The following is a 25,725-nucleotide window of genomic DNA, read 5'->3' as shown; positions in this document are numbered from 1 at the left end:
TCGCGGTTTGTTCGCTAACATACTATCGCAAAGCGCGCCGAGGCCAAGATCCCAACGGCTTGGGCCCCAGGCGCGCGATGGGCTCTGTCACCAAGCGGCCCCGGTGATTAAATGCACGCCATGCCGAGTCTCTGCCGCGATTGCCTGACGCCGTTCGATGCCGGCGGGCGCTGCCCCGCCTGCCGCAGTCCGCGCGTGCTGACGCACCCCGAGCTCAATGACCTGTCCATCGCCCACATGGATTGCGACGCGTTCTACGCCAGCGTCGAGAAGCGCGATAACCCCGAGCTGCGCGACAAGCCGGTGATCGTCGGCGGCGGGTCACGCGGGGTGGTGACCACCGCCTGCTACATCGCGCGGATCAAGGGCGTCCGGTCGGCCATGCCCATGTTCCAGGCGCTGAAGCTCTGCCCCGAGGCGGTAATCGTCCGGCCCCGCTTCGACGTCTATTCGGCCGTCTCGCGGCAGGTCCGCGCCATGATGGACGACCTGACGCCCGTGGTCGAACCGCTGAGCCTGGACGAGGCGTTCATGGACCTCACGGGGACGGCGCGACTGCACGGCGCGCCGCCCGCGGTCATGCTGGCGCGGCTGGTGAAGCGCATGCAGGACGAGCTGGGGATCACCGGGTCCATCGGGCTGTCGCACAACAAGTTCCTGGCCAAGATCGCGTCGGATCTCGACAAGCCGCGCGGCTTTTCGATCATCGGCGCGGCCGAGACGGTGGATTTCCTGCACGACAAGCCCGTGGGCCTGATCTGGGGCGTGGGCGCCGTAACGCGCGAGGCGCTGGAGCGTGCGGGCATCCGGACCTTCGCCGATCTCAAGCGCTGGGACGAGCGTGACCTGACCGCCCGCTTCGGCGGCATGGGCACGCGCCTGTGGCACCTGGCCCGCGGGCAGGACCGGCGCCGCGTGTCGGCCAACGCGCCGGTGAAGGGCATCAGCAACGAAACCACCTTCCACGCCGATACCGCCGACCCTGACGTGCTGGACGGGCATATCTGGCGGCTGGCCGAGAAGGTCGCCGGCCGCGCCAAGGCCAAGGACATCGCGGGCCGAGTCGTCACGCTGAAGCTGAAGCGCGCGAATCACGCGATCCTGACGCGGCGGCTGACGCTGACCGATCCCACGCAGATCGCCGACCGCATCTATCGCACCGCGCGCGCCCTGTTCGACCCGGTCGCGGGCGAAGGCCCGTTCCGCCTGCTGGGCGTCGGACTGTCGGATTTGACGGGGGCCGAGGGCGCGGACCGCGTGGGCGACCTGCTGGATCCGCAGGCGCAGGCCCGCGCGCGCGCCGAGCGCGCCACCGACGCGATTCGCGCGCGCTGGGGCGACGGCGCGATCCTGAAGGGCCGGTCGCTGCGCTAGGCCGCGTGCCTACTCGGCAGCCAGCGACCCGCCGTCGCGCCGCCCGGCCCCGATCTTGACCATGTGGGCCACGGCCCGGTCCATCAGCGCCTTGAAATCGTCGAAGCCGTCGTTGGGCTCGACCTTGCGCTCGTCCATGTAAAGCGCGCGGTCGATCTCGATCTGGACCACGTGCTGGGCGCGTGCGGGCCGCCCGTAATGTTGCGCCATGTAGGCCCCGGCAAAGGGCGTGTTGCGGGCGCAGCGCAGCCCCAGCGCGGTGAAAACGCTTTCGATACTGTCGACGATGCCGGGCGCCGCCGCCGCCCCGAACCGGTCACCCAGGACGATCTGCGGGCGTTTGCCGGGGGCGCCGGCGGTTTCCAGCGCCTCGTGCGGCATCGAATGGCAGTCGATCAGGATGGCGTGGCCGAAGGCGGTGCGCGCCTCGTCGATGAGCGACCGAAGCCGCGCGTGGTACGGGGTCCAGACCCCTTCGAGCCGGGCCTTGGCGGCGGGCAGCGGTATTTTACCGTCATAGATGGCGCGTCCGCCGGCCACGACGCGGGGAATCACCCCCAGCCCCGAGGTCACGCGCGGATTGTGCGGGCCGCGCGGCAGATCCTCGATCAGGGCTGGATCCAGCTCGGTCACGGCGCGGTTCAGATCCACCCAGGCGCGGGGGTGATGCGCGCACAGCAGGGGGGCCCCGTGCGCGGGCGCGGCCGAGAACAGGCGGTCGACGAACGCGTCCTCGGACGATCGCAGGACGGCCGGGTCCAGCCGGCTGGCGGCGAGGAATTCATCGCTGTAATGGCGCCCGGAATGGGGCGACGCGAAGATCAGCCCGGTCTCGAGCCGCTCGGGACGAAAAAGGTCGTAGGCTGGCAGCTCCACGCGGATCACCGTCCCCTGTTACCGTTCGTGACATGTCTCTTACGCCAAACAAGATGGTTCAGCAAAAGCGCTTGAACAGGGGCGGACGAGCTTTTATAGACCGCGCACCGGCGTGACACCCCCCGGCCTTCGGGGCGATGTCATATGCGTCGGTAACGGACATGGGGCGATTAGCTCAGCGGTAGAGCACTTCGTTGACATCGAAGGGGTCACTGGTTCGATCCCAGTATCGCCCACCATGTTCCACGGGATTTTCGCCGTCGGGCCCGCCCCCGGCATCTTGCAACCAAGGCGCGTGCCCCGCGCCGCGACATCGATGGGAGAGGACTGATGAAAGTTCGCAACTCGCTTCGTTCGCTGAAGAACCGCCACCGCGACTGCCGCGTGGTGCGCCGCAAGGGCCGCGTCTACGTGATCAACAAGACGCAGCGTCGCTTCAAGGCCCGCCAGGGCTAAGCCGCAGGTCCGCTTCAGGTACCGAAAAGGCCGCCCCCGCCGGGGCGGTCTTTTATTTTGCGCGCCCGTCCCCATCTGCCTCCAATGCCATGGAACAGGAGGCCCCCATGTCCGATCTCGCCCTCGTCACCGGCGCATCCTCGGGAATCGGCGCCGCGCTGGCGCGTGAACACGCCGCGCGCGGCGGCGACCTGATCGTCACCGCCCGCCGCGCCGACGCGCTGGACCAGCTGAAATCCGATCTCGAATCACGCCACGGCGTCACGGTGCACGTGATGGCCTGCGACCTGGGGGCCGAGGGCGGCGCGCAGGACCTTGTCCGCCGGATCGAAGACGCGGGCCTGGCGCCCGATATCCTCGTCAACAACGCGGGCTTCGGCGGGCGCGGCAAGCACCTGGATCGCCCGGCGGAGGACGAGCTCGGGATGATCGACCTGAACGTGAAGGCGCTGGTCGCGCTGACCCGCGCCCTCGCGCCCGGCATGGTCGCGCGCGGCGGTGGTCGCATCCTCAACGTGGGCTCCACCGCGGGGTTCATGCCCGGCCCCGAGCAGGCCGTCTATTTCGCCACCAAGGCCTTCGTGAACTCCTACACCCAGGCCCTGGCGCACGAACTGCGCGGCACGGGCGTCACCGCCACCGTCCTCGTCCCCGGCTATGTCGAGACCGAGTTCGCCCAGCGCAGCGATCTCACCGGAACCAGGCTGACGCAAAGCGGCATGACCGCCGGGGCCGTGGCCAAGATCGGCTACGACGCCATGCGCCGGGGTGATCTCGTGGCGTTCGACAGGACGTCGCTGTCGCTGGCCTGCCAATGGGTGATCCCGTTCCTGCCGCGCCGCATGGTCATGTCGATGATGGAGCGGATGCAGCAGAAGGCCGGCTAGACCGCGCGGTAGACCCAGGCTCCGTCCGCGCGCCGTTCGCGCGTGGCGCGGCCCTGCAGGTAAAGGTGCTGGCAATGGGCCGCGGCCTCGACCAGCGCCAGCCCGTATTCGCCGCCCCGGATCTCGCGCTTGAACAGCGGCGCGAAGCACTCGCCGGCGGTGCGCGGCTGGGAGAGGTGCGCCTCGAGCCGCGACAGCGCGCCGTGGTGGTTATCGATCAGCTGCCGCAACCGCAGCGGCAAGCCCCGAAACGGCAGCTTGTGCCCCGGCAGGACCAGTTGTCCAGAGTCGGCGAAACGGGCCAGCCGCGCGCAGGCGTCCAGCCAGTCGCCCACCGGGTCGGCCATGGGCTCGGTCGCGTAGAGCCCCAGATTGGGCGAGATCGACGGCAACAGCTGGTCGCCGCCCAATACGAGGCCGTCTTCGTCACACCAGAACGTCGCGTGGTCCGGCGCATGGCCTGCGCCCAGCCGCACCACCCAGTCGCGCCCGCCCATGCGCAGCGTCGCGCCTTCGTCCAGCCGGCGATAGCCCAGCGGCATCGGCGCCACCACGTCGGCGAAGTTGAACGGGCGTTCCTCCAGCCGCTGCGCCAGCACCTCGGCCGCCATGCCGGACGCGCGCCAGAAATCCACGGTCTCGGGTGCGGGGCGGTCCTGCTCGTCCAGCCGCAACATCCGCGCCATGAGCCAGGCCACCCGCGTCATCCACAGCTCGGCGCCCTGTTCCATAAACCAGCCCGCCAGCCCCACGTGATCGGGATGATGGTGGGTGACCACAACACGGCTGACGCGCCGCCCGTCCAGCGCTTGCTCCCATAGCCGCCTGGTCAGCTTCGACGCGAATCCGGTATCGACCACGGTGACGCCATCATCCTCTTGAAGGATCCAGCAATTCACGTGGTCCAGCGCCATGGGCAGCGGCAGGCGCACCCATTCGATGCCCGGCGCGACCTCGAGCGGCTGCCCGTGCTCCGGCGCCGCGTCCCACGGATAGATCAGCTTTTCGCCCATGCCGCCCCCTTGAACCGACAAGGGGCGCGCCGTGGGATCCGGCGCGCCCCTTCCATCACTGGTCTTCAAATACTCAAGCGCCCGGGAAGACAACCCGCGCGGCCCGGCTGCATCACTGGTCCGCAAATACCTCTGCGGACCGGTCCCGGCAGGCGCGCCGCCCGTATGGTGCGATCACGCCGCCGCCAGGTCGTCCAGCGACAGGTCGTAAAGGCCGTCCGCCCCCTGCCGCACCTGCGCCAGAAGTCCCGCGTGCTCGGGCAGCATCCGCTCGATATAGAAGCGGGCCAGCGCGCGGCGGGGATCGTCGCCCTTCATGGCCGCCCGCAGGTGGAAGCCCGCGCCGAGGACCCGGGCGAACGCCCGCAGATAGGGAACGGCCACGGCGAAGCGGTCCTGCAGCTCCTGCGCCACCAGCCAGTCGGTGGTCTCGCGCAGGGTTTCGGCCGCGTCGAACACGGCCTGGGCCATGTCAGGCAGATCGTCCTGCGCCGACTTGGCATCGGCCACGATCTCGTCCAGCAGGGCGCCCGCGGCCTCGCCGCCATCCATCATCTTGCGCGCCACCAGGTCCATGGCCTGGATCCCGTTCGTCCCCTCGTAGATCGCGGTCACCCGGACGTCGCGCGAATACTGCGCCGCGCCGGTTTCCTCTACGAAACCCATGCCGCCATGCACCTGCACGCCGGTCTGCGACACGGCCATGCCGACATCGGTGCCGAAGGCCTTGGCGATGGGCGTGAGGAACGCGGCCCGCGCCTTCCAGCCCGCGTCTCCGGTGGCGGTGGTCATGTCGATGGCCACCGCACAGCTGAGCGCGATGGCGCGCGCGGCCCAGGTCTCGGCCTTCATCTCGGTCAGCATCCGGCGCACGTCGGCGTGCTCCACGATGCTGCCCGATCCGCCTGCGCGGCCCTGCTTGCGGTCCAGCGCGTAGGCCAGCGCGTGCTGGTAGGCGCCTTCGGCGACGCCGATGCCCTGACCGCCGACGCCCAGCCGCGCGTTGTTCATCATGGTGAACATCGCCGCCATGCCGCCGTTCTCGGGGCCGACCATCCAGCCTTTCGCGCCGGAATACTCCATCACAGCGGTGGGGCTGCCGTGCAGGCCCATCTTGTGCTCCAGCGACACGACGCGCAGGTCGTTGCGCTCGCCCGGCTTGCCGTCGGCGTCGGGGATGAACTTGGGCACCATGAATAGGCTGATGCCCTTCGTTCCCTCGACCGCGCCCGGCAGGCGCGCCAGCACCAGGTGGCAGACATTCTCCGAGAAGTCGTTGTCGCCCCAAGAGATGTAGATCTTCTGCCCGGTGATGGCGTAGGTGCCATCGTCCTGCGGCTCGGCCTTGGCCTTCAGCGCGCCCACGTCGCTGCCCGCCTGCGGCTCGGTCAGGTTCATGGTGCCGCACCATTCGCCCGAGATGAGCTTGGGCAGGTACAGCGCCTTCAGCTCGTCGCTGGCGTGGTGTTCCAGCGCCTCGATCTGGCCCTGGGTCATCAACGGGTTCAGCTGCAGCGCCAGGCAGGCCGAGGCCATCATCTCGTTCACGGCGGTCGTGACCGTCATGGGCAGGCCCATGCCGCCGAATTCGGGATCGGCCGAGATGCCTACCCAGCCGCCCTCGGCGATGGCCTTGTAGCCCTCGTCGAAGCCGGGCGACGTGCGGACGACGCCGTTCTCAAGCCTGGCGGGATGCGTGTCGCCATTGCGTTGCAGCGGGGCCAGAACCTCTTCGCACATCCGGCCCGCCTCGGTCAGGATGGCCTCGACCATGTCAGGCGTCGCCTCGGCGAAGCGGTCGGTCGCCGTGACCTGCTCAAGGCCCACCACATGATCGAACAGAAAGCTGTAATCCCGCACGGGGGCACGGTATGGCATGTCGGTCTCTCCTAACGAAGCGGGCGGCTGGAAACGGGCCGCCGGGCACGATATGGCCCTGAAATTGCACGATAGACGTTATACACCCACGGAACTCCGGCAATGAAAACGCCACGTCACTGCCCTTGCGTCAACCCGGCGCACCCATGACCGCCCTGCGGCTGGGATCGTCGGCGTCCGACCTGGACCGCGCGGCCGCCCTATTGCGGGGGAGCGCGCTGGTCGCCTTCCCGACCGAGACGGTTTATGGTCTGGGCGGCGACGCCAGCGACGGGCGGGCGGTGGCGGGGATCTTCGCCGCCAAGAACCGGCCCAGCTTCAACCCGCTGATCGTCCACCTGCCGGATATGGACGCGGTCACGAGATACGCCACGCTGTCGGGCGATGCCGCCCGACTAGCCGAGGCGTTCTGGCCGGGGCCGATGACCCTCGTGCTGCCTTTGCGGCCCGACGCGGGCCTGTCGCCGCTGGTCACGGCGGGCCTGTCCACGGTGGCGATCCGGGTGCCCGCGAACCGGCTGGCCCGCGACCTTCTGGCGCACACCGGACGCCCGGTGGCCGCGCCCTCGGCCAACCCCTCGGGCCGGATCAGCGCGACGACGGCGGACCACGTGATGGACCACCTGTCCAACCGGATCGCCGCGGTGGTGGATGGCGGTCCCTGCACGGTGGGGGTCGAGTCGACGATCCTGGCCTGCGACGACGCGGGCTGCCGCCTGCTGCGGCCCGGCGGCCTGCCCGCCGAGACCGCCGAGGCCTGCCTGGGGGCACCGCTCCTGCCGCCCGTCGCCAGCGCGACGCCGAACGCGCCGGGTCAGCTCGCCTCGCACTACGCGCCGCGCGGCAGTGTCCGGCTGAACGTGACCGATCCGGAGCCGGACGAGATCCTGCTGGGCTTCGGCCCGGTAGAGGCCGCGCTGAACCTGTCCCCCTCGGGCGACCTGGTCGAGGCGGCGGCGGGCCTGTTCGGGGCGCTGCACCGGCTGGACGCCATGGGGGCGGACCGCATCGCGGTGGCGCCGATCCCCGAGACCGGGCTGGGCCGCGCGATCAACGACCGCCTGCGCCGTGCCGCCGCGCCGCGCTAGGCCGCGCGGCGTCCCTGCTCAGGCCCGTCCGCCCTCGGACGACAGCAGCAGTGGATCGATCCCCAGCGTGCCGATGGCCGCCATCCATTTCCCGTCGTTGTCGGGGGCGAAGACCAGCTCGGGCGTCGGGTCCGCGATCAGCCAGCCGTTCTGCGCGATCTCGTCCTCGAGCTGGCCGGCGCCCCAGCCCGCGTAACCCAGCGCCACGAGCGCGTCGCGCGGCCCCTGCCCGCCCGCGATGGCGCGCAGCACGTCCAGCGTCGCGGTCATGCCGAAATCCTCGCCCACGGTCAGCGTGGTGCTATCGCCGGCGTAGTCGCGCGTGTGCAGCACGAAGCCGCGCTGCATCTCGACCGGGCCACCGAAGTGGATCGGTCGGCTGGTGGGCGCGGTCAGCGGTATGTCGAGCTGTTCCATCAGCTCGGTGAAGTCGACCTGCGAGGCGGGCTTGTTCAGGATCAGCCCCATGGCCCCGTCCTCGCCATGCGCGCAGAGCAGGATGACCGACCGCTCGAAGCGCGGATCGCCCATGCCCGGCATGGCGATCGCCAGGCGTCCAGTCAGGTTGGTGTAGTCCATGCCCCCCAAGATGGCACAGCGGGCGACCGTCGCAAGGGGCACACGGTTCGCGTTCTTTCGCGCAGACGTGATTTCCAAACGCGGCGCCGTGGCGCAAGAAGGACGGCATGTTTCGTCTCGTCGCTCTTCTGATCCTTCTCGCCGCCCCGCTGCGGGCCGAAATGGCGCAGGTGTCCCTGCTGCCCGGCTGGCGCGACGGCGGATCGCACACCGCCGCGCTGCAGATCAACCTGGCGCCGGGATGGAAGACCTATTGGCGCGCGCCGGGCGAGGCGGGCATCCCGCCCAGCTTCAACTGGTCGGGCTCGACCAACCTGGCCGGCGTGCGGGTGGTCTGGCCGGTGCCGCACGTGTTCGACCAGAACGGCATGCGGTCGGTGGGCTACGACGTCGGCGTGACCTTGCCGCTGATCGTCGAGCCGCGCGACCCGCGCGCGCCGGTCGAATTGCGCCTGAACCTCGACATGGGGGTGTGCCGCGACATCTGCGTGCCGGTCTCGGCACAGCTGTCCGGCACCCTTCCGGCGGCCAGCGCGCGGGCCGATGCCCGCATCCGCGCCGCCCTGTCGGACCGGCCGGTGCCCGGGGGCAAGGCCGGGGCCGGGCCGCTGGACTGCCGCCTGACGCCCACCGATCGGGGCCTGCGGGTCGACGCGCGGCTGCGCCTGCCTGCCATGGGCGGGGACGAACACGGCGTGATCGAGCCGGGCGATCCGCGCTTCTGGGTCGCCGACAGCGTGACGCGGCGCGACGGCAACATGCTGCACGTGTCGTCCGAGGTCTTCGCGCCGCGGGGCATGGCGCTGGGGCTGGACCGCGGGGCGCTGCGCCTGACCGTCCTGGGCCAAAGCGGCGCGGTCGAGATCAAGGGCTGCGATTGACGCCGCTCACTCGGCCGGGGGCATGGGGCCGCCGGGCGCACGCAGCAAGAAGGCCCCGGCGATGGCCGCAAGGATAACCACCACGAAACTCGCCGCCGCGAACAGGCCGAAGACCTGCCACGCGCCGCCCGTCGCCAGCCCAGCAAGCGGCGACCACACCGATCCCGTCACCGCCAGGCTGCCCAGAGTCGCCGCGAACAGCGCCGCGATGGCCAGCCCCGATGCGACCAGCACGGCCCTTGCGCCGCCCGTGCCATGCCCCGTCCGGCCCAGCCGCCGCGCCGCCCGCAGGAAGCGACCGAAATCCTGCCCGATGGCCAGCACGGCGGGCACCAGCAGCAACACCAGCGCCATGCCGAAGCCGAGGCCATAGACCAGCGTGATGACCGTGGGCTTGAGGAACTGCGCCTGGCTCGACCCTTCGTAGAGCAGCGGGGCAAGGCCCAGAACGGTGGTCAGCGTGGTCAGCAGGACGGGCCGCAACCGGTCGCAGGCCGCGTCCACGATGGCGGGCACCAGGCCGCGCGTCTCGGAATACTCGTCCACCGTCGTCACCAGCACGATCGAATCGTTGATGATGATGCCGGTCATGCCGATCATCCCGACCACCGTGAAGATGCTCAGCGGCACGTCCCAGATGTAGTGCCCCCAGATCGCCCCGATCAGGCCGAAGGGGATCACCGCCATCACCACCAGCGGTCGCGTCCAGGATGCGAAGATCCAGGCCAGCACCAGGAAGATCCCGAGGATGCACAGCGCGAAACCGATTGAGGCGTCGGTCAGGAATTCCTCCTCCTCTTCGGCCAGGCCCGACAGGTCGGTCGAGATGCCGAAATCGCCGCGCAGCTCGGGCAGGATCTCGGTCTCGAGCGCGAACATGATGGCCGTCGCGCGGGCCGGGTCGTCCTCGGAGATGTCGCCGGTGACGGTGGCCAGGCGGATGCCGTTCTCGCGCCGGATGGTCGAGAAGCCGTCGCGCGTTTCGACCGTCACCAGGTCGCCCAGCCGCGCCAGCCCCGCGTCGGTCGAGATCATGGCGCGGTCCAGGAAATCGGCCGTGCGCTCGTCCTCGGGCAGTTCGACCCGGATGGTGGCCGAGCGCACGCCGTCGGGGAAGGACGCGGCCTCGATCCCCGACAGCCGGTCGCGCAGGGTCCGGCCCAGCGCGTCGATGCTGACGCCCAGCGCCTCGCCCTGGGGAGTCAGCTCCAGCACCAGCTCCTGCTTGTCGTAGGACAGGCTGTCTTCCAGCGCGCTGACCTCGGGGAACTGCGCCAGCCGGGTCTTCAGGGCCTCGGCCGCCTGTTTGAGCGTGTCGGGCGGCGCGCCGAACAGCTGCACGCTCAGCGCGTCGCCGCCCGGGCCCGACCGCCAGCCGCGAAAGCTGATCTGTTCCAGCTGCGGGTGGCGCGGCACGGCGTCCTGCAGTGCGGCCACGAACTCGTAGCTGGAATAGGGACGCAGATCGGCCTCGATCAGTTCGATGGAGATCGCGCCCAGCAGATCCTCGTCGGTATTCTCGGTGCCCGACAACCCGCGGCCCGACGACCCGCCGAGCGTTGCCATGGCGAAGTCCACCGGGTTGCGGCCATGCTCGGCCTCGTACTCGGCGCTCACCTGCGCCACCGCGTCCTGCAAAAGGCGGATCTGCTCGATCGTGTCGGCACGCGTGGCGCCCGCGCTCATGGCGAAGTTGCCCGACACGCTGCCCCGCTCGGGCGAGTTGAAGAACCGCCACTGCACGTCGCCGCGCAGGAACAGCGCCGCCTGCGCGGCCAGCAGGACGATCATCGCCGCCACGACCGGGTAGCGCGCCACGATCACCAGCCGCATGAGCGGCCGGAACAGCCGTTCGCGCACCCAGGCGAAGCCGCGGTTCACCACGCGGCTGGGCGCGTCGTACCAGCGCCTTTTGCCGGTGGCGATGGCGTGGGCCATGTGGTTGGGCAGGATCAGGAAGCATTCGACCAGACTGGCCAGCAGCACGACGATCACAGTGAAGGGAATGTCGGCGATCAGGGTGCCGAAGGTGCCGCCGATGGCGACCAGTCCGAAAAAGGCGATGACCGTGGTCAGCGTCGCCGACAGCACCGGCGCGAACATGCGCCGCGCCGCGCGTTCGGCGGCGACGACCGGCGGCTCGCCCAGTTGCCGCGCGCGGAAATCGGCGTGCTCGCCGACCACGATGGCGTCGTCCACCACGATGCCCAGCGTGATGATGAGCGCGAAGAGCGAGATCATGTTGAAGGTCAGCCCGGCGGCGTACATCAGCGCGATGGCCGCCGTCATGGCCACCGGGATGCCCGCCGCCACCCAGAAGGCCGTGCGCGCGTTCAGGAACAGGAACAGCAGACCCACCACCAGCGCGAGGCCCATGGCGCCGTTGTCCAGCAGGATGTCGAGCCGGCCCGAGATGTAATCGGCACGCGTGCGGATCAGGTCGAGCGCGACGCCCTGCGGCAGCGACGGCTGCATCTGGGCCACGACCTCTTCGACCTGGCGCTGGATGCGAATGGCGTCGCCGCTGGCGGTGCGGTCCACGCGCACGGTGATGGCCGGGTCGTCGCCCACGAAATAAGCGGCGGACCGGTCCACGCCCTGCGGCACGATCCGCGCCACGTCGCCCACGCGCAGCGCGCTGCCGTCGGGCTCGGCCCGCAGGATGACCTGTGCGATTTCCTCGGCGCTGCGCCGCGCGATGCCTGCCCGGACCCTGGCGGTGCCGCCGACCTCGCCCGCCTGGGCGGCGTCGGCCTCGCCGCCGATGGCATCGGCGATCTCGCGCAGGGTCAGGTCGTATTGCACCAGCCGTGACGACGGCACCTCGACCCGGATCTGCCCGTCGGCGATGCCTTGGATCGTGGTCTTGGTCACGCCCGCCTGGAACAGCCGCGCGACGAATTCATCGGACAACCGCGCCAGCTGATCCACACCCACCGGCCCGGTGATGACCACGTCGGTCACCCGGTCGCGCCAGTTCGAGCGGCGGATCTCGGGGTCTTCGGCAGCTTCGGGCAGGTCGGACACGGCGTCCAGAGCGGTCTCGACGTCGTCGCTGGCCCGGCCCATATCCCAGCCCGGCTCGAACTCCAGCTCGATCGAGGCGCGCCCCTCGGTCGCGCGGGACGAGGAATTGGCGACCCCCTCGACCGCCAGCAGCGCGGGTTCCAGCACGCCGACGATGGCATCGTCCACCGCCTCGGCACCCGCGCCGGGCCAGCTGACGCTGACGTCGATGTCGTCCGACACGATATCGGGGAAAAACTGCGCCCTCATCTGCGGGACCGCCGCCAGGCCCAGCGCCAGCAGCACGACCAGCAGCAGGTTGGCCGCCGTGCGGTGGCGGGTGAAATAGCCGATGATACCGCCCGCGCCCTCGAACCGTCTCATGGCCTGGACCCCGGCCAGATCATTACGCCTGGGCACGCGACAGGTCGACCTCTCACGAAAATTCGCATTCAGCCACCCATCCGCTCTTCGATCCGGGCGACGACGCCTGCGGGGACGCGGTCGGCCCGCAACTGCGCCAGAACGCGCTGCTTGGCGGCGTCCGGCATCCCTGTGTTCCCCTCGACGAAGGCCACCAGCCGCGCGCGGCGATCCGGGTCGAGGTCCAGGAATTCGGCCGCCTCGGCAGTGGGCTCCTCAGGCGCGTCGGGGCGGACCGGGCGCACCCTGATGCCCGCGCCGAGGGTCGGGCTGCGCTCGGCCACCACCTCGCGGCCCGCCAGGTCGCCCACGCGAACCAGCACGTCGTCGCCCTGCCGGCGCGCGATCTCGACCCGGCCGGGCTCAAGCCGGTCCTCGGGGCCCAGCACCAGCACCTCGCCCGCCGGTCCGACGGCGGCGGCCGGAAGCCGGTCGATCCCCTCCAGTGCGGGCTCCTGCACGACGGCGCGGACGAAATCGCCAGAGCGGAAACCCTCGGGCTGTTCCAGCCGCGCGAAGATCAGACGGCCGGTCTGCCCCTCGCCCACCGACGCGCTTTCGCGGCTGATCCGCGCGGGCGAGCTGAGCGTGAAGCCCCCCGCCTCGAGCGACACGGTGACCTCGCGCGTGGTCAGCTGGCCCGTGGAATCGAGCAGCCGGGCGTATTCGCCCGCCGATACCCGGAATTCGACCTCGAGCGCGTCGGGATCGATCAGCGTGGCCAGCCTCTCGTTCTGGGACACCAGCCCGCCTTCGACAACTGCCAGTTCGGACAGGACCCCGTCGAAGGCCGCGGTGATCGTGGTGTCCTCCAGGTCGCGCGTGGCCTCGTCCATGGCGATGCGGGCGCGGTCCAGCGCCGTTTCGGCCTGGGTGACGGCGGCGTCGGCATTGGCCTGGGCCTGGCGGCGGGACAAAAGGGCCTGTTCAGCCGCGCTCACGGCCAGTTCGGCCGTTTCGACGGTGGCCGTGGCGCCGATACCGCGATCCTGCAGGTCCGTCTGGCGGGTGGCGGCGCGCCGGCGCAGCTCCAGCTGGTCGCGGGCGTTCTCGACATCCTCGGCCGCCAGTTCGGCGGCGCGGCGGGCGTCGTCCAGCGCGGCGGTGGCGTCCTGCAGGTCGGCTTCGGCCAGCGCGACCGCGCGTTCGGCGTCGCGCGGGTCGATTTGGAACAGCAGGTCACCAGCGGAAACCGCGCCGCCCTCTTCGACATCGTCGCCGATCTGCACCACGCGGCCCGCGACGCTGGCCCGGACCTCGAGATTGCGACGGCTCGAGATTTCGCCGAAGGCCTCGAGGCTGGGCGTGATCTGCTGCGGTACAAGGGTCTGCACGGTCGCGGCGAAGACCTGTTCGCGGCCGCCGCCGCCCGGCGCCTCGCGGGTGGCGCGGTCCTGCATCGCCCCGCGCACGAGGATCCCCGCCGTGGCAAGAAGGCCAACGGTCAGTGCGATCAGGAAAAGTCCCGACAGGGCGCGGGTGAAAAAACGCATGGACCAACCTTGTTCAAGTCACTTCGAAACATAGCCTGCGCGCGCCGCCCACCAAAGCGCGCACACGCCGGAGTGACTGTTGATACGGTCGGGCGCCCTATTTCCGTCGGTGATGTTCGTCCAGACGCGGAAAAATCTCGACGAAGTTGCAGGGCCGGTGGCGGTAGTCCAGTTGCAGCGACAGGATCTCGTCCCAGGCATCCCGGCAAGCCCCCGGGCTTCCAGGCAGCGCGAAGAGGTAGGTTCCCTGCGCCACGCCACCGGTCGCGCGGCTTTGCACCGCCGACGTTCCGATCTTCGCCATCGAGACGTGCGTGAACACGATCCCGAAGGCGTCGATCTCTTTCTCGTAGACGTCGCGATGCGCCTCGACCGTCACGTCGCGGCCCGTCAGCCCCGTGCCGCCGGTCGAGATGACCACGTCGATCTCGGGATCGGCGCACCAGTCGCGCAGCCGCCCCGCGATGGCCGTGCGGTCATCGCGCACGATATCGCGGGCGGCCAGGATGTGGCCGGCCGCCGTCAGCCGCTCGACCAGCGTGTCGCCCGACCGGTCGTCATCCGCCTGCCGCGTGTCGCTGACCGTCAGCACGGCGATGCGGACGGGGATGAAGTCGCGGCTGTCGTCGATCCGGCTCATTCCGCGGCGTCGCCGATCTTGTCCTGGGTGCGGGTGTGGAAGTCGGACGCGTCGTGACGCTCGTGCAGCTGCATCGCAGGCTCGCCGAAGGTGCGGTTCACCATGCGACCCCGCTGCACCGCCGGGCGGCCGTCTATCCGCTTGGCCCAGTCCAAGACGTTCTCGTAACTGGTCACATCCAGGAACTCGGCCGCGTCGTAGAGCCGACCCAGAACCAGCTGCCCGTACCACGGCCAGATCGCCATGTCGGCGATGGTATAGTCCTCGCCCGCCACGAAGCGGCGGTCGGCCAGGTTGCGGTCCAGCACGTCCAGCTGCCGCTTGGTCTCCATGGTGAAGCGGTTGATCGGATACTCGAACTTCTCGGGCGCATAGGCGTAGAAATGGCCGAAACCGCCGCCCAGGTAGGGCGCGCTGCCCATCTGCCACATGAGCCACGACAGCATCTCGGGACGGTTGTCGCCCAGGAAAGCGTCGAACTTCTCGGCCAGGTGCATCAGGATCGCGGCCGATTCGAACACCCGCACCGGCGTCTCGCCCGAACGATCGAGGAGCGCCGGGATCTTGGAGTTGGGGTTCACCTCGACGAAACCCGATCCGAACTGGTCGCCGTCGCCGATGCGGATCAGCCAGGCGTCGTAGTCGGCGCCCGCGTGCCCCGCCTCGAGCAGTTCCTCCAGCATCACCGTGACCTTCACCCCGTTGGGTGTCGCCATGGAATACAGCTGGAACGGATGCTCCCCGACGGGCAGCTCCTTGTCGTGGGTCGGTCCGGCGATAGGGCGATTGATGTTGGCGAACTTGCCGCCCGACTCCTGGTCCCAGGTCCAGACCTTCGGCGGCTCGTAACTCTCGCTCATGGTGCGTGCTCCCTTGGTGTTCCGTGTTGGTCGGGGATGTAAGGCGCGTGGCGGACCATGCCACGGGGGGCAACGAGACGTGACCGCCCGATCACAGGTCGAACCAGACCGGGTCGGGCCCGAGGTTGCGCCAGCGGGTGGGCCCCAGCGTGCCGCTTTCGCCCCAGCAGTCATGGACGTGCCCGAAGAGGCTCAGCGCCGGTTTCAGCCGCAGGATCGCCGACTTGATCGCCGCCGAGCCGATGCGTCCTTCGCGCGCATGGTCGTCGCCCATGCCGTAGGGTGGCGAATGGGTCACCAGGACATCCGCCGCCGGGATCGCGTCGAGCAGGTCGCCCGCCGCCGCCTCATTCAGGTCCCACGATCCCCAGGGCTGCGGCGGGATCGGCGGCACGCCACCGCCAAGCCCTGCGACGATGACGCCGTTCCAGTCGACCCACCCGCCGTGCAGCACCAGAGCGTCGGTGGCACCGCGCAAAGCCTCCAGCGTCTCGTTGTTGCCCGGCACGACGATCATCCTGTCCGCGAGGGGCGCGAGCCGCGCCATGTAGGCGTCCAGCCCGTCGTGGTTCTGCGCGAAATCCCCCGCGCCGATGACAAGATCGGCGCCCTCGGACGCCGCGACCAGCGCATCGGCCCGGGCCGCGTCCAGATGCAGGTCCGAGACCGCGACGATCCTCATCCCAGCCTGTCCTTCACGGCCAGCAGGTCGGCCCAGGCCTCGCGCTTGGCCGCCGGGTTGCGCAGCAGGTAGGCGGGGTGAACCATGGGCAACGCGGGGCGGCCGCAGGCCTCGGACCACTGGCCGCGCAGGCGGGTGATGCCGCGTTTGCCCAGCATGGCCTGGCAGGCGATGTTGCCCATCAGCACGATCACCTCCGGCGCGGCCAGCTCGATATGGCGGCGCACGAAGGGCAGCATCATCGCGATCTCGTCCGGTTTCGGGTCGCGGTTCTGCGGCGGGCGCCAGGGCAGGACGTTGGTGATGTAGACCGACGCGGGGGCCGTGCGGTCCAGCCCGATGGCCGCCAGCATCCGGTCCAGCAACTGGCCCGCGCGCCCGACGAAGGGCCGTCCCGCGATATCCTCGTCGCGGCCCGGCGCCTCGCCCAGGATCAGCAGCCGCGCCGCCGGATCGCCGTCGGCGAAGACCAGGTTGCGCGCGCCGCGCTTCAGCTCGCAGCCGTCGAAGGCCGCCATGGCGGCGCGCAACCCGTCGAGATCGCTCGCAGCCCCCGCCACGCGCTCGGCATCGGCGACGGGGTCGGCGGCGACCGGCGCGGGCTGAAGGTGCGGGGCGTCGGCCTTGGGCTTCTCGCGCTCGGCCTGGGCGGCGGCCGAAGCGGCATAGCGGTCGACGGGCGTCTCGCAGATCGCCTCGTCCGCCCCAAGCTCGACCTGCCACGCCAGGGCCGCGCGCGCCGCCTCGTACGAATCCCATGTCTCCATGCGCGAACCCTAACCGCGCCCGCCGCCCCGTGCCAGAGCCGCCCGCCCTTGCCGCCCGCCCCCGCGCGCCGCTATGACGGCCCCAGCGCGAGGAGAGCGGCCATGGCATTCCGGCAAAGACACCTTCTGGGCATCGAGCAACTGGCCCCGGACGAGATCACCACGCTGCTGGACCTGTCGCAGCACTATGCCGAACTGAACCGCGGCCCGGACAAGCACGGCGACGCGCTCGCGGGCATGACCCAGGTCAACATGTTCTTCGAGAATTCGACCCGCACGCTGGCGAGCTTCGAGATCGCGGGCCTGCGGCTGGGCGCCGACGTGATGAACATGCCGATGCAGGCAAGCTCGATCAAGAAGGGCGAAACGCTGATCGACACGGCGCTGACGCTGAACGCCATGCATCCCGACCTGCTGGTGGTCCGCCACCCCCATTCCGGCGCCGTGAACCTGCTGGCCGAGAAGGTGAACTGCGCCGTGCTGAACGCGGGCGACGGCCGGCACGAGCATCCGACGCAGGGCCTGCTCGACGCGCTGACGATCCGGCGCAAGAAGGGCCGGCTGCACCGGCTGACCGTGGCGATCTGCGGCGACATCGCCCATTCCCGCGTGGCGCGGTCGAACATCTGGCTGCTGGGCAAGATGGAAAGCCGCCTGCGGCTGGTGGGGCCGCCGACGCTGATCCCCTCGGGCGCCGCCGATTGGGGCGTCGAGGTCTACCACGACATGGCCGAAGGCCTGCGCGGCGCCGACGTGGTGATGATGCTCCGGCTTCAGAAGGAACGCATGGACGGCGGCTTCATCCCGTCCGAGCGCGAGTATTACCACCGCTACGGCCTGGATGCCGAGAAGCTCTCCCACGCGGCCCCCGATGCCATCGTGATGCACCCCGGCCCCATGAACCGCGGCGTCGAGATCGACGGCACGATCGCCGACGACATCAACCGCTCGGTCATCCAGGAACAGGTCGAGATGGGCGTCGCCGTCCGCATGGCCGCCATGGACCTGCTGGCGCAGAACCTGCGCGCGGCACGGGCGGCGTGACCCCTTCGGAACAGCGGCGTGACCCGCGCCGTTGGGTCTTGTGATTTCAACGACAAGCGAGCTGCAAATGCCCATCGATCCCACCACCCATGTCCAGGTCTTCCGCGTCGACCTGCCGCCCGAGCAGGCGGCGCAGATGCTGGATGATCCGGCCGCGCTTGGCTCCGCGCTGGGGGTGGTGCCCGACCGGGACCGACTGCAACTGATCGATCCTTCGGTGTTGGCCGGGATCGGCCTGGCCAACTACCTGGCCGAGGGCGAAGGCATCGCGCCCGAGTCGCTGGCCCCCGACAAGGCGCGGCTCGACCAGGTGCGCGCGCCGGTGCTTCTGCTGCTGCCCGGCGCGACCCCGATCGGTGAGCCGGTCACGCCGTCCGAACCCCTGATCCATCTGGGCGACTATCCGCTGGTGGCGGCGCGGGGCGCCGAGGGCCGGATCGATACCGACAGCGCCCGCGGCCGGCAGGCCACACCCCCGCCCGAGGAACCGGCGGCCCGGAATGAGAAACGCCAGAGCGGCATGGTCGCCATGGTTGCCCTGGCCGTGGCGCTGCTCATCGCGCTGATCATGGTCATCGTCGCCGCGTGACACCGTGGCGACGTGCGCGTCGGATCGGCCGGTGACGCTCCCGGCCCCATCACTGGTCCCCAAATACCTCCGGGGGAGTCCGCGCCAGCGGACGGGGGCAGCGCCCCCAAGGGTGCCCGCGTGCCGATTGACCGCCGCCGGGCCAGTGCCTAGGACGGCCGGGCAGCCACAGGCCCGGATCCGCCGATGACATCGCTTCACTTCGTCAACGCCCGCCTCGTCGACCCCGAGATGCTTTCCGAGGACGAAGGCAGCCTGAGCGTCGAGGGCGGCGTCATCACGGCACGCGACGGCGACGCGCCCCGCGGCGCGCGCATCGTCGATTGCGGCGGCAAGTGCCTGGCGCCCGGCATCGTCGACCTGGGCGTGAAGGTCTCCGAGCCGGGCGAACGGCACAAGGAGTCCTTCGGCTCGGCCGGCCAGGCGGCGGCGCGCGGCGGGGTCACCACGATCATCACCCGCCCGGACACGGACCCCGCAATCGACACGCCCGAGGTGCTGGAATTCGTCTCGCGCCGCGCGGCCGCCCACAGCCCGGTGCATGTACGCCCCATGGCCGCGCTCACTAAGGGCCGCGCGGGCCGCGAGATGGTCGAGATCGGGTTTCTCAGCGACGCCGGCGCCGTGGCCTTCACCGATTGCGACCGGGTGGTGGCCGACAGCAAGGTGTTTTCCCGCGCGCTGACCTACGCGGCCGCCATGGGCGCTCTGGTCATAGCCCATCCGCAGGACCCGAGCCTGTCGGCGGGCGCGGCGGCGACCTCGGGCAAGCTCAGCGCGCTCATGGGGCTGTCGGGCGTGTCGCCCATGGCCGAGCGCATGGCGCTGGACCGCGACATGGCGCTGGTCGAGATGACGGGCGCGCGCTACCACGCCGACCAGATCACCAGCGCCCGCGCCCTGCCCGCCCTGGAACGGGCCAAGCGCAACGGGCTGGACGTGACCGCCGGGGTGGGCATCCACCACCTGACCCTGAACGAGATCGACCTGGGCGATTTCCGCACCTTCTTCAAGCTGAAGCCCCCGCTGCGCGCCGAGGAGGACCGCCTGGCGGTGGTCGAGGCCGTGGCGACGGGGCTGATCGACGTGGTCTGCTCGATGCACACGCCGCAGGACGAGGAAAGCAAGCGTCTGCCCTTCGAAGAGGCCGCCAGCGGCGCCGTGGGGCTCGAGACGCTTCTGCCCGCCGCCATGCGGCTGGTCCACGCGGGCCACATGGACCTGCCGACCCTGTGGCGCGCGCTGTCCCTGAACCCCGCGCGGCGGCTGGGTCTGCCCGCGGGCCGGCTGGCAGTGGGCTGCCCCGCCGACCTGGTGCTGTTCGACCCCGACGCGCCCTTCGTGCTGGATCGCGCGACGCTGGCCTCGAAATCCAAGAACACGCCCTTCGACGGCGCCCGGATGGAGGGTCGCGTGCTGGGCACCTGGGTCGCGGGGCAACAGGTGCACGCGGTGTGACGCCGATGTGACCGCGCTGCGCCACGCGCCGCTTGGCGGCGGGCGGATTTCGCGGCACGCTCGGGCATGGTTTCACCCGTGGGGGTTCCCGTGCACCATCTTCTTCGCCTTCTGGTCGTCGTCGCGCTTGTCGCGGGCTGCAATGTATCCCGCGCGCCCGCACCCGGCGGTGCGGTGGTCGCCTCGGCCGCGCAGTTCGTCCCGCGCTTCGACGATGGCGACCCCACGGACTGGCCGGGCCGCGCCCCCTGGGCCTACACCGTGCACGGCATCGACCTGTCGCGCTGGCAGACCGACGTGGATTGGCGCGCCGCGCGCCAGTCGGGCGTCAGTTTCGCCTTCATCAAGGCGACCGAGGGCGGCGATCACGTGGACCCGGCCTTCGATCAACACTGGCGCGATGCCGCAGCGGCGGGCGTGGCGCGGGGCGCCTACCACTTCTTCTACCTGTGCCGCCCGGCCGCAGAGCAGGCCGAGTGGTTCATCCGCAACGTCCCGCGCGACCGCAATGCGCTGCCACCGGTGCTGGACATGGAATGGACGCCGTTTTCGCCCACCTGCACGCGCCGCCCGCCCCCCGAGGTGATCCGCGCCGAAGCGCAGGAGTTCCTGCGCCGGATCGAACGGCACTATGGCCGCAGTCCGCTGATCTACACCACGCCCGAGTTCTACCGCACCAACGACATGGGCCGGCTGGGCTATCCCATGTGGCTGCGCGCGGTCGCCGATCACCCGTCCACGGTCTATCCGGGGCAGGACTGGGCGTTCTGGCAATATACCGGGACGGGCCGCGTGCCGGGCTTCTCGGGCGACGTGGACATCAACGCGTTTCGCGGCAGCCGCGCCGACTGGATCCGTTTCGCGGGCGGCTGATGGTGTCTCGGACCAATCTTCCGAAGATCATCCCGGTTGACCTCGTGCGGGGCAGCTGACGCCCGGCCTCAGATCGTCTGAAGGATTTCCTCGATCTGCTCGATCCGGCTGTCGGGCGTGGGGTGCGTCGCCAGGAATTCCGGCCCGCGATTGCCCTGCGCGGCCTGCATCCGCTGCCACAGGGTCACCGCCTCTTCGGGGCGGAACCCCGCCCCCGCCATGGCCTGCAGGCCGAAGCGGTCGGCCTCCAACTCGTGGTCGCGGGAATAGGGCAGCAACAGCCCCACCTCGACCCCCAGACCCAGCGCGGCAGCGATCTCGTTGCCGTACTCCACGCCGCCGACGTTCAGAACCCAGGCCAGAAAACGCACGCCCAGCGACTTGGCCACCTGCGCCGACATGCGCTTCTGCGCGTGCTCGGCGGCCAGGTGCCCGATCTCGTGGCCGACGATGGCGGCCAACTGGTCGGTGTTCTGCACCACACCGAACATGCCCTCGTAGATGCCGATCTTGCGGCCGGGCAGCGCGAAGGCGTTGATCTGAGGCGAGGCGAAGACGACCACCTCCCAGTCCTGCGGGCGCTGGTTCTGCTCTTCCAGCAGGCGGCGCGACACCGCGTCCAGCGCGCCCTGGTACTCGGCGTTGCGGCTGGCGGGCGTCTCGGCGCGCATCTGTTCCCACGCCTGCAGCCCCATCGCTTCGACCTGCGCGTCCGGAACAAGGTCGGGCGGTCCATCGCAGGCCGAAACGGTGCCCGCCGCGGCAAGGCTCAGGAAACTGCGGCGGCTGAGGCAGGCATTGCACATGGGAAAGCTCCGGGACCGGTCGCCGGATAACGCGCCCGGGGCGGCGGCGTTCCGTCGCGGGGGGGCGCGACCGAAGGATGGCGAGGACTGGCGATCCCGGCAGGCTTCGAACTCTCATGAGCAAATCAATGGCCTGACCGATTAAATGTTGCTTCCACCGCCTCATAAAAATCAATAGGTTACAGCCCGAGTTGCAAACAGGTGTAGCTACTATCAAGACGTGTAGAATCGCTTTCGCTGCCAGCCTAGACACGCTGGGGCCGCACTGGGCTCAGGCTGTGCTAACAACCGCAGCGGGCAGCAGAGCAGTGCCATCTAGTCTCGGCTGCATGTGTAACGCCCTTCATGCAAGGACTACTCCGAGTTTTACGGTCTTCGACTTGCGGTCCGGCTTGATTTGACGAAAGTTGGGACTGGCAAAAGACACGAAAGCAATCGAGTAGACCGCATTGAATCTCAACCCCGTCAAATCGCTTTTGCGAAAACTTGTAGATCAATCCAAAAACTTAGATGACATAATAATTCTCCACAAAAGGCCGCCCAAATGAAGAATACCGATGATAGCGCGCCCGCGAAGAACCACCCACTTTATGGAGCGAAAATAAATATCAAGGGCGTCAAGTGCTTCGACGACTGCGGCAGCGGATTATTTTGGTTCGCACCGATCACCTTCATAATTGGGAAAAATAACTCTGGCAAATCCACAATTCTTGACGTAATTCAAGAATGCGTAACCACATCGGGAAAAATTTTCGACGGCCCTCTAGCTCGAAACGGCAGCGATCCTCGCGTAGAGTTCAAGCAGAGGCCAAATGAAGAGAAAATTAAGCGCCGATTCCCTTCATCCACATCAAGCTCACGCATTCCGGCGCCAAATTACTGGATGTATGCCGAAAAGCATATTATTCCACATGAATTCACATGGAGCATCGACAATAATAATAAGGTCAGGCTTCTTGAAAACGAGGGGGAAGAAAAGGGTCTTGTGCAGGAAGCCATTAGCAACATGCAGGACGCCGTAGAATCTCCGTTTACTGGCCTATGGAGCACCAGAATTCGGGCTGAACGTGATGTTCAACCGGAGAAAAGGAGCACTAGTAGGGATTTAGGACCGACCGGAACAGGCTTAACAAATCTTGTACGGGCCTTTATCAATAGCGACGACCTGCCACGGCAACTAGTCGAAGCAGCGCTACTCCAAGACATAAATGAAATTTATCTGGGCGATAGCCATTTTTCAGAAATTATATGTCAGGAGAACGAGACCTCCAGTGAGTGGGAGATATATCTCCGTGAGGACGACAAAGGTGATATAAGACTTTCGCAATCCGGCAGCTCTCTTAGAACAGTTTTTATTGTACTCGCCTTTCTTCGTCTGTACCCAGAGATCGCAAAGACCGGCTTTGCATCAAGACTAATTTTCTGCCTAGAGGAGCCGGAAAATAACCTTCATCCAGCATTGCTACGAAGGCTTATCGACTTTCTCGCGCACCAAAGAGCTGAACGGAACTTTAGCTTGGTTATAACCACCCACTCGGCCCTTTGCATTGATCTCGCAGCGAAACGCAATGACTCAACCATTCTTCACGTGAAGCGGGATGACGGGCGGACGATTTGCCAAAATGCGATGGAATACAGCGGGAAATCCAGCATTCTCTCCGACCTCGATGTCCGAGGCTCAGATATATTGCAAGCGAATGGTGTTATTTGGGTCGAGGGGCCCTCGGACCGCGTCTACGTGAATAGATGGATCGAAGTATTATCCCGCGGCTCACTTCGAGAAGGCATTCATTACTCTATCCTTTTTTACGGAGGCAAGCTGCTTAGTCACTTTGACTCGTTACCCCCAGAGAGTCTGCCAGAAAAAGTCTCAATGCTCGCAATTAACAGGAACGTTTCCGTTGTGATCGATAGCGATCGCCGCCCAAACGCTTGGAAAACTAAAGGTGGCAAACCGCGCCGACCACAGAAAAGGCTTAACGCAACAAAAAGGGAGATCATCCACCAGGTTGAGCTCCAAGGGGGACACACCTGGGTTACTGCTGGAAAAGAGATCGAAAATTATGTTCCCGCAGCGGTCTGGGAGGAGCTCACAGGGAAAAAACTCAACATTCAAGACGAGTATCAGGACATCCCGTCAATTTATGAAGTTTCGCAAGTTGCCGCTACGAAGGTTGATCTCGCCCACCGGGCTGAAGAGTACATCGATGAGAGTGCTATGGTTGGCCATCTTGACCTCCAACAGCAGGTAAAAACCCTTTGTGAGCACATCCGATCCTGGAATGGCCTAAGATGAAAATTAAGCTCAGGCCCCATTGATCTGAGCGGAAGGGCGTGATTCACCGCGCGGAAACAGAGCGGTGAACATGTCTGATTTCTTCTGGCTCAGCGCCGAGCCTCTCGACGCGACATGTTCCTTGTAAACTCGTCGGCCTGAGTTACAGAATTGACTGATAAGTGATTGATTTTGCTGACGACGGGTTGATGCTGGCGATCCCGGCAGGATTCGAACCTGCAACCTGCCCCTTAGGAGGGGGCTGCTCTATCCAGTTGAGCCACGGGACCGATCGGTGCCAGCTTTAGGCAATCGCTCCGCCCGCGTCCAGCCGCGGGCTCAGGACGGCAGGTCCGACAGGATGGCGCGCGCGGCGGCGGCCGGATCGTGGGCCTGCCAGACCGGACGGCCCACCACGATATGGTCGGCGCCCGCCCCGATGGCGCCAGCGGGGGTGGCGATGCGTTTCTGGTCGCCGGGCGCCGATCCTTCGGGGCGGACCCCCGGCGTGACGATCAGGCGGCCTTCGGATTGCGGCAACGCGCGGATCGCGGCGGCCTCCTGCGGCGAGGCGATGACGCCGTCGGCGCCGGCCTCGAACGCGGCGGCGGCGCGGTCCTCGACCATCTGCGCCATGTCGCCCGCCCGCATCAGGCCCGCGTCCAGGTCGGACCGGTCCAGCGAGGTCAGGATCGTCACCGCGAGGATGCGCGTGCGCGAGCCGGCCGCGCCCTCCATCGCCGCGCGGACCACGTGGGGGTCGCCATGCACGGTCAGGAAATCGAGATCGAACTGCACCAATCCCCGCACCGCCGCCTCGACCGTGGCACCGATATCGAACAGCTTCATGTCGAGGAAGATCCGCTTGCCGTGCTCGTCCTTCAGCTCGCGCGCCAGGGCAAGCCCGCCGCCGGTCAGCATGCCCAGCCCGATCTTGTAGAAGCCGACGGCGGGACCGATGCGGCCCGCAAGCTCCAGTCCGGCGATGGCGTCGGGCACGTCCAGGGCAACGATCAGGCGGTCATCGGTCATGGGCGGAATCCTTTTCGCATCGCGCTTTTCGCAGGGAGCGCACCCCAAGTGGCGGATTGACGCAAGGGGCGCAAGAGTGGAACCGCCGCATGGGGGGACCCGTTTTGCCGCCAAAGACAGGAGGCTAAACCATGGCCAAATCAACGAAAGGGGCCGGCAACATCCTCGGCCCCATCTTTCTCGTGGGGGCAGCGGCCCTGATCGCCATCGTCGCCGTCTTCGCCATGTCCGACGAGACGCCGCCGGACGAGCCGACGATCATCGCCGAGGACGACATCTCGTCCCGTCCCGCCGGCGCGGGCACCAACCCCGAAGGCGAGCGCGACATGGAGACCGAGGGCATCACCGACGAGCTGGACGAGGTCGATCCGGCCGCGCCCGGTCAGGAAACCGTGCCGCCGGCCGAGGCCGAGGATCCGCTGGAGCCCATCGAGGACAGCGAGACCCCCCAACCCGCACCGGATGACGAGAGCGACACCCAGACCGAGTCGTCGGCGACCATCGCGGATGACGAGTTCATCGTCGACGAGTCGAGCGACAGTGGCGCCGACCGCGTCGAAGACGCATCGGACGAAAGCTTTCCCGACGGCCGCGACACCGAAACCGAGCTGACGCCCGAAGAGGACCAGTCGGTGGTGCGCGACACCGATAGCGGCGGCACCGGCTTCGTCCCCACCCCGTCGGGCCCCGAAGGCCGCGACGACGAGACGATCGCCGAATAAGCCCCGAGATCTGAAAGCATGGG

At 68.2% G+C, this 25,725-nt stretch carries 23 protein-coding genes and 2 tRNA genes; 12 read left to right on the top strand and 13 right to left on the bottom strand.

Annotated elements, in window-relative coordinates:
* Positions 1–120 precede the first annotated feature (120 nt).
* On the top strand, positions 121–1,374 hold the full coding sequence (locus tag BMX96_RS13245; RefSeq protein WP_091846129.1) for a DNA polymerase IV: 1,254 nt from the start codon (positions 121–123) through the stop codon (positions 1,372–1,374).
* A gap of 9 nt (positions 1,375–1,383) precedes the next feature.
* Here the strand turns inward: BMX96_RS13245 and BMX96_RS13240 are convergent, their stop codons facing one another.
* Positions 1,384–2,250, bottom strand: coding sequence for an N-formylglutamate amidohydrolase (locus tag BMX96_RS13240; protein WP_091846128.1), 867 nt, complete (start codon positions 2,248–2,250; stop codon positions 1,384–1,386).
* 164 nt (positions 2,251–2,414) lie between these two features.
* Here BMX96_RS13240 and BMX96_RS13235 point away from each other — a divergent pair.
* The 3 genes from BMX96_RS13235 to BMX96_RS13225 all read left to right on the top strand — a co-directional run bounded on the left by BMX96_RS13235 (position 2,415) and on the right by BMX96_RS13225 (position 3,593).
* Positions 2,415–2,489: transfer RNA gene (locus BMX96_RS13235), tRNA-Val, on the top strand.
* Positions 2,490–2,580: 91 nt separating this feature from the next.
* Complete coding sequence (gene ykgO / locus BMX96_RS13230; protein WP_005850168.1) at positions 2,581–2,706, top strand: type B 50S ribosomal protein L36; 126 nt, start codon at positions 2,581–2,583, stop codon at positions 2,704–2,706.
* A gap of 107 nt (positions 2,707–2,813) precedes the next feature.
* Positions 2,814–3,593 (top strand): SDR family NAD(P)-dependent oxidoreductase, encoded by a 780-nt coding sequence (locus tag BMX96_RS13225; protein ID WP_091845932.1) that lies wholly within the window; start codon positions 2,814–2,816, stop codon positions 3,591–3,593.
* Here the strand turns inward: BMX96_RS13225 and BMX96_RS13220 are convergent.
* Positions 3,590–4,606 carry an MBL fold metallo-hydrolase gene (locus BMX96_RS13220; RefSeq protein WP_091845931.1) on the bottom strand — a complete coding sequence of 339 codons (1,017 nt, stop codon included), beginning with the start codon at positions 4,604–4,606 and terminating at the stop codon, positions 3,590–3,592. The two genes, BMX96_RS13225 and BMX96_RS13220, sit on opposite strands and share 4 nt — an antisense overlap.
* Before the next feature lie 174 nt (positions 4,607–4,780).
* Positions 4,781–6,484, bottom strand: a complete 1,704-nt coding sequence (locus BMX96_RS13215; protein WP_091845930.1) for an acyl-CoA dehydrogenase — start codon at positions 6,482–6,484, stop codon at positions 4,781–4,783.
* A gap of 146 nt (positions 6,485–6,630) precedes the next feature.
* Between BMX96_RS13215 and BMX96_RS13210 the strand changes: the two genes are divergently transcribed.
* The gene (locus BMX96_RS13210) at positions 6,631–7,572 is read left to right on the top strand and encodes an L-threonylcarbamoyladenylate synthase (protein WP_091845929.1); all 942 of its coding nucleotides are present in this window, start codon (positions 6,631–6,633) and stop codon (positions 7,570–7,572) included.
* Positions 7,573–7,590: 18 nt separating this feature from the next.
* On the opposite strand, the gene BMX96_RS13205 is transcribed toward BMX96_RS13210, so the two are convergent.
* A complete protein-coding gene (locus tag BMX96_RS13205; protein ID WP_073128083.1) occupies positions 7,591–8,151 on the bottom strand; it encodes a YqgE/AlgH family protein in 561 nt (186 codons plus the stop codon).
* A gap of 107 nt (positions 8,152–8,258) precedes the next feature.
* Here BMX96_RS13205 and BMX96_RS13200 point away from each other — a divergent pair, with 107 nt between their 5' ends.
* Positions 8,259–9,032 carry a protein-disulfide reductase DsbD domain-containing protein gene (locus BMX96_RS13200; RefSeq protein ID WP_091845928.1) on the top strand — a complete coding sequence of 258 codons (774 nt, stop codon included), beginning with the start codon at positions 8,259–8,261 and terminating at the stop codon, positions 9,030–9,032.
* 6 nt (positions 9,033–9,038) lie between these two features.
* Here BMX96_RS13200 and BMX96_RS13195 read toward each other — a convergent pair whose 3' ends face one another.
* The 6 genes from BMX96_RS13195 to BMX96_RS13170 all read right to left on the bottom strand — a co-directional run bounded on the left by BMX96_RS13195 (position 9,039) and on the right by BMX96_RS13170 (position 16,903).
* The gene (locus BMX96_RS13195) at positions 9,039–12,422 is read right to left on the bottom strand and encodes an efflux RND transporter permease subunit (RefSeq protein ID WP_091845927.1); all 3,384 of its coding nucleotides are present in this window, start codon (positions 12,420–12,422) and stop codon (positions 9,039–9,041) included.
* A 68-nt stretch (positions 12,423–12,490) separates the two neighbouring features.
* Complete coding sequence (locus BMX96_RS13190) at positions 12,491–13,954, bottom strand: efflux RND transporter periplasmic adaptor subunit (RefSeq protein WP_091845926.1); 1,464 nt, start codon at positions 13,952–13,954, stop codon at positions 12,491–12,493.
* 97 nt (positions 13,955–14,051) lie between these two features.
* Positions 14,052–14,594 carry a molybdenum cofactor biosynthesis protein B gene (gene moaB / locus BMX96_RS13185; protein WP_091845925.1) on the bottom strand — a complete coding sequence of 181 codons (543 nt, stop codon included), beginning with the start codon at positions 14,592–14,594 and terminating at the stop codon, positions 14,052–14,054.
* Positions 14,591–15,454 (bottom strand): glutathione-dependent disulfide-bond oxidoreductase, encoded by an 864-nt coding sequence (yghU, locus tag BMX96_RS13180; protein ID WP_091845924.1) that lies wholly within the window; start codon positions 15,452–15,454, stop codon positions 14,591–14,593. The genes moaB and yghU overlap by 4 nt, the downstream gene beginning before the upstream one ends.
* A 91-nt stretch (positions 15,455–15,545) precedes the next feature.
* The gene (locus BMX96_RS13175; RefSeq protein ID WP_091845923.1) at positions 15,546–16,136 is read right to left on the bottom strand and encodes a metallophosphoesterase family protein; all 591 of its coding nucleotides are present in this window, start codon (positions 16,134–16,136) and stop codon (positions 15,546–15,548) included.
* On the bottom strand, positions 16,133–16,903 hold the full coding sequence (locus BMX96_RS13170) for a uracil-DNA glycosylase (protein WP_091845922.1): 771 nt from the start codon (positions 16,901–16,903) through the stop codon (positions 16,133–16,135). Before BMX96_RS13170 ends, BMX96_RS13175 begins: the two co-directional genes overlap by 4 nt.
* A gap of 102 nt (positions 16,904–17,005) precedes the next feature.
* Here BMX96_RS13170 and BMX96_RS13165 point away from each other — a divergent pair, with 102 nt between their 5' ends.
* From BMX96_RS13165 to BMX96_RS13150, 4 genes are all read left to right on the top strand, one after another.
* Positions 17,006–17,947: an aspartate carbamoyltransferase catalytic subunit gene (locus BMX96_RS13165; RefSeq protein ID WP_073127784.1), complete on the top strand. Its 942-nt coding sequence runs from the start codon at positions 17,006–17,008 to the stop codon at positions 17,945–17,947.
* A gap of 67 nt (positions 17,948–18,014) precedes the next feature.
* Complete coding sequence (locus BMX96_RS13160) at positions 18,015–18,536, top strand: hypothetical protein (protein WP_091845921.1); 522 nt, start codon at positions 18,015–18,017, stop codon at positions 18,534–18,536.
* Between the two features lie 186 nt (positions 18,537–18,722).
* Positions 18,723–19,994 (top strand): dihydroorotase, encoded by a 1,272-nt coding sequence (gene pyrC / locus BMX96_RS13155; protein ID WP_091845920.1) that lies wholly within the window; start codon positions 18,723–18,725, stop codon positions 19,992–19,994.
* Positions 19,995–20,084: 90 nt separating this feature from the next.
* Positions 20,085–20,867 (top strand): glycoside hydrolase family 25 protein, encoded by a 783-nt coding sequence (locus BMX96_RS13150; RefSeq protein ID WP_236737067.1) that lies wholly within the window; start codon positions 20,085–20,087, stop codon positions 20,865–20,867.
* Between the two features lie 68 nt (positions 20,868–20,935).
* Here BMX96_RS13150 and BMX96_RS13145 read toward each other — a convergent pair whose 3' ends face one another.
* Positions 20,936–21,673, bottom strand: a complete 738-nt coding sequence (locus BMX96_RS13145) for a M48 family metallopeptidase (RefSeq protein WP_091845918.1) — start codon at positions 21,671–21,673, stop codon at positions 20,936–20,938.
* A gap of 544 nt (positions 21,674–22,217) precedes the next feature.
* Here BMX96_RS13145 and BMX96_RS13140 point away from each other — a divergent pair.
* A complete protein-coding gene (locus tag BMX96_RS13140; protein WP_091845917.1) occupies positions 22,218–23,969 on the top strand; it encodes an ATP-dependent nuclease in 1,752 nt (583 codons plus the stop codon).
* A 192-nt stretch (positions 23,970–24,161) separates the two neighbouring features.
* Here BMX96_RS13140 and BMX96_RS13135 read toward each other — a convergent pair.
* Both BMX96_RS13135 and pyrF read right to left on the bottom strand, forming a co-directional pair.
* A tRNA-Arg gene (locus BMX96_RS13135) sits at positions 24,162–24,238 on the bottom strand.
* Positions 24,239–24,287: 49 nt separating this feature from the next.
* Entirely contained in the window at positions 24,288–24,980 is a 693-nt protein-coding gene (pyrF, locus tag BMX96_RS13130; RefSeq protein ID WP_091845916.1) for an orotidine-5'-phosphate decarboxylase, read from the bottom strand.
* Positions 24,981–25,111: 131 nt separating this feature from the next.
* Between pyrF and BMX96_RS13125 the strand changes: the two genes are divergently transcribed.
* Positions 25,112–25,702, top strand: coding sequence for a hypothetical protein (locus tag BMX96_RS13125; protein ID WP_091845915.1), 591 nt, complete (start codon positions 25,112–25,114; stop codon positions 25,700–25,702).
* Positions 25,703–25,725 lie beyond the last annotated feature (23 nt).

The organism is Palleronia pelagia (genome assembly GCF_900110115.1).
Lineage (GTDB): Bacteria > Pseudomonadota > Alphaproteobacteria > Rhodobacterales > Rhodobacteraceae > Palleronia > Palleronia pelagia.
Note: the sequence above shows the minus strand (reverse complement) of the source record. Positions and strands in the feature narration are given on the sequence as shown.

Coding starts and splice junctions, on each gene's coding strand:
- BMX96_RS13245 (WP_091846129.1), top strand. CDS start 121: ATGCCGAGTCTCTGCCGCGATTGCCTGACGCCGTTCGATGCCGGCGGG.
- ykgO (WP_005850168.1), top strand. CDS start 2,581: ATGAAAGTTCGCAACTCGCTTCGTTCGCTGAAGAACCGCCACCGCGAC.
- BMX96_RS13225 (WP_091845932.1), top strand. CDS start 2,814: ATGTCCGATCTCGCCCTCGTCACCGGCGCATCCTCGGGAATCGGCGCC.
- BMX96_RS13220 (WP_091845931.1), bottom strand. CDS start 4,606: ATGGGCGAAAAGCTGATCTATCCGTGGGACGCGGCGCCGGAGCACGGG.
- BMX96_RS13215 (WP_091845930.1), bottom strand. CDS start 6,484: ATGCCATACCGTGCCCCCGTGCGGGATTACAGCTTTCTGTTCGATCAT.
- BMX96_RS13210 (WP_091845929.1), top strand. CDS start 6,631: ATGACCGCCCTGCGGCTGGGATCGTCGGCGTCCGACCTGGACCGCGCG.
- BMX96_RS13205 (WP_073128083.1), bottom strand. CDS start 8,151: ATGGACTACACCAACCTGACTGGACGCCTGGCGATCGCCATGCCGGGC.
- BMX96_RS13200 (WP_091845928.1), top strand. CDS start 8,259: ATGTTTCGTCTCGTCGCTCTTCTGATCCTTCTCGCCGCCCCGCTGCGG.
- BMX96_RS13195 (WP_091845927.1), bottom strand. CDS start 12,422: ATGAGACGGTTCGAGGGCGCGGGCGGTATCATCGGCTATTTCACCCGC.
- BMX96_RS13190 (WP_091845926.1), bottom strand. CDS start 13,954: ATGCGTTTTTTCACCCGCGCCCTGTCGGGACTTTTCCTGATCGCACTG.
- moaB (WP_091845925.1), bottom strand. CDS start 14,594: ATGAGCCGGATCGACGACAGCCGCGACTTCATCCCCGTCCGCATCGCC.
- yghU (WP_091845924.1), bottom strand. CDS start 15,454: ATGAGCGAGAGTTACGAGCCGCCGAAGGTCTGGACCTGGGACCAGGAG.
- BMX96_RS13175 (WP_091845923.1), bottom strand. CDS start 16,136: ATGAGGATCGTCGCGGTCTCGGACCTGCATCTGGACGCGGCCCGGGCC.
- BMX96_RS13170 (WP_091845922.1), bottom strand. CDS start 16,903: ATGGAGACATGGGATTCGTACGAGGCGGCGCGCGCGGCCCTGGCGTGG.
- BMX96_RS13165 (WP_073127784.1), top strand. CDS start 17,006: ATGGCATTCCGGCAAAGACACCTTCTGGGCATCGAGCAACTGGCCCCG.
- BMX96_RS13160 (WP_091845921.1), top strand. CDS start 18,015: ATGCCCATCGATCCCACCACCCATGTCCAGGTCTTCCGCGTCGACCTG.
- pyrC (WP_091845920.1), top strand. CDS start 18,723: ATGACATCGCTTCACTTCGTCAACGCCCGCCTCGTCGACCCCGAGATG.
- BMX96_RS13145 (WP_091845918.1), bottom strand. CDS start 21,673: ATGTGCAATGCCTGCCTCAGCCGCCGCAGTTTCCTGAGCCTTGCCGCG.
- BMX96_RS13140 (WP_091845917.1), top strand. CDS start 22,218: ATGAAGAATACCGATGATAGCGCGCCCGCGAAGAACCACCCACTTTAT.
- pyrF (WP_091845916.1), bottom strand. CDS start 24,980: ATGACCGATGACCGCCTGATCGTTGCCCTGGACGTGCCCGACGCCATC.
- BMX96_RS13125 (WP_091845915.1), top strand. CDS start 25,112: ATGGCCAAATCAACGAAAGGGGCCGGCAACATCCTCGGCCCCATCTTT.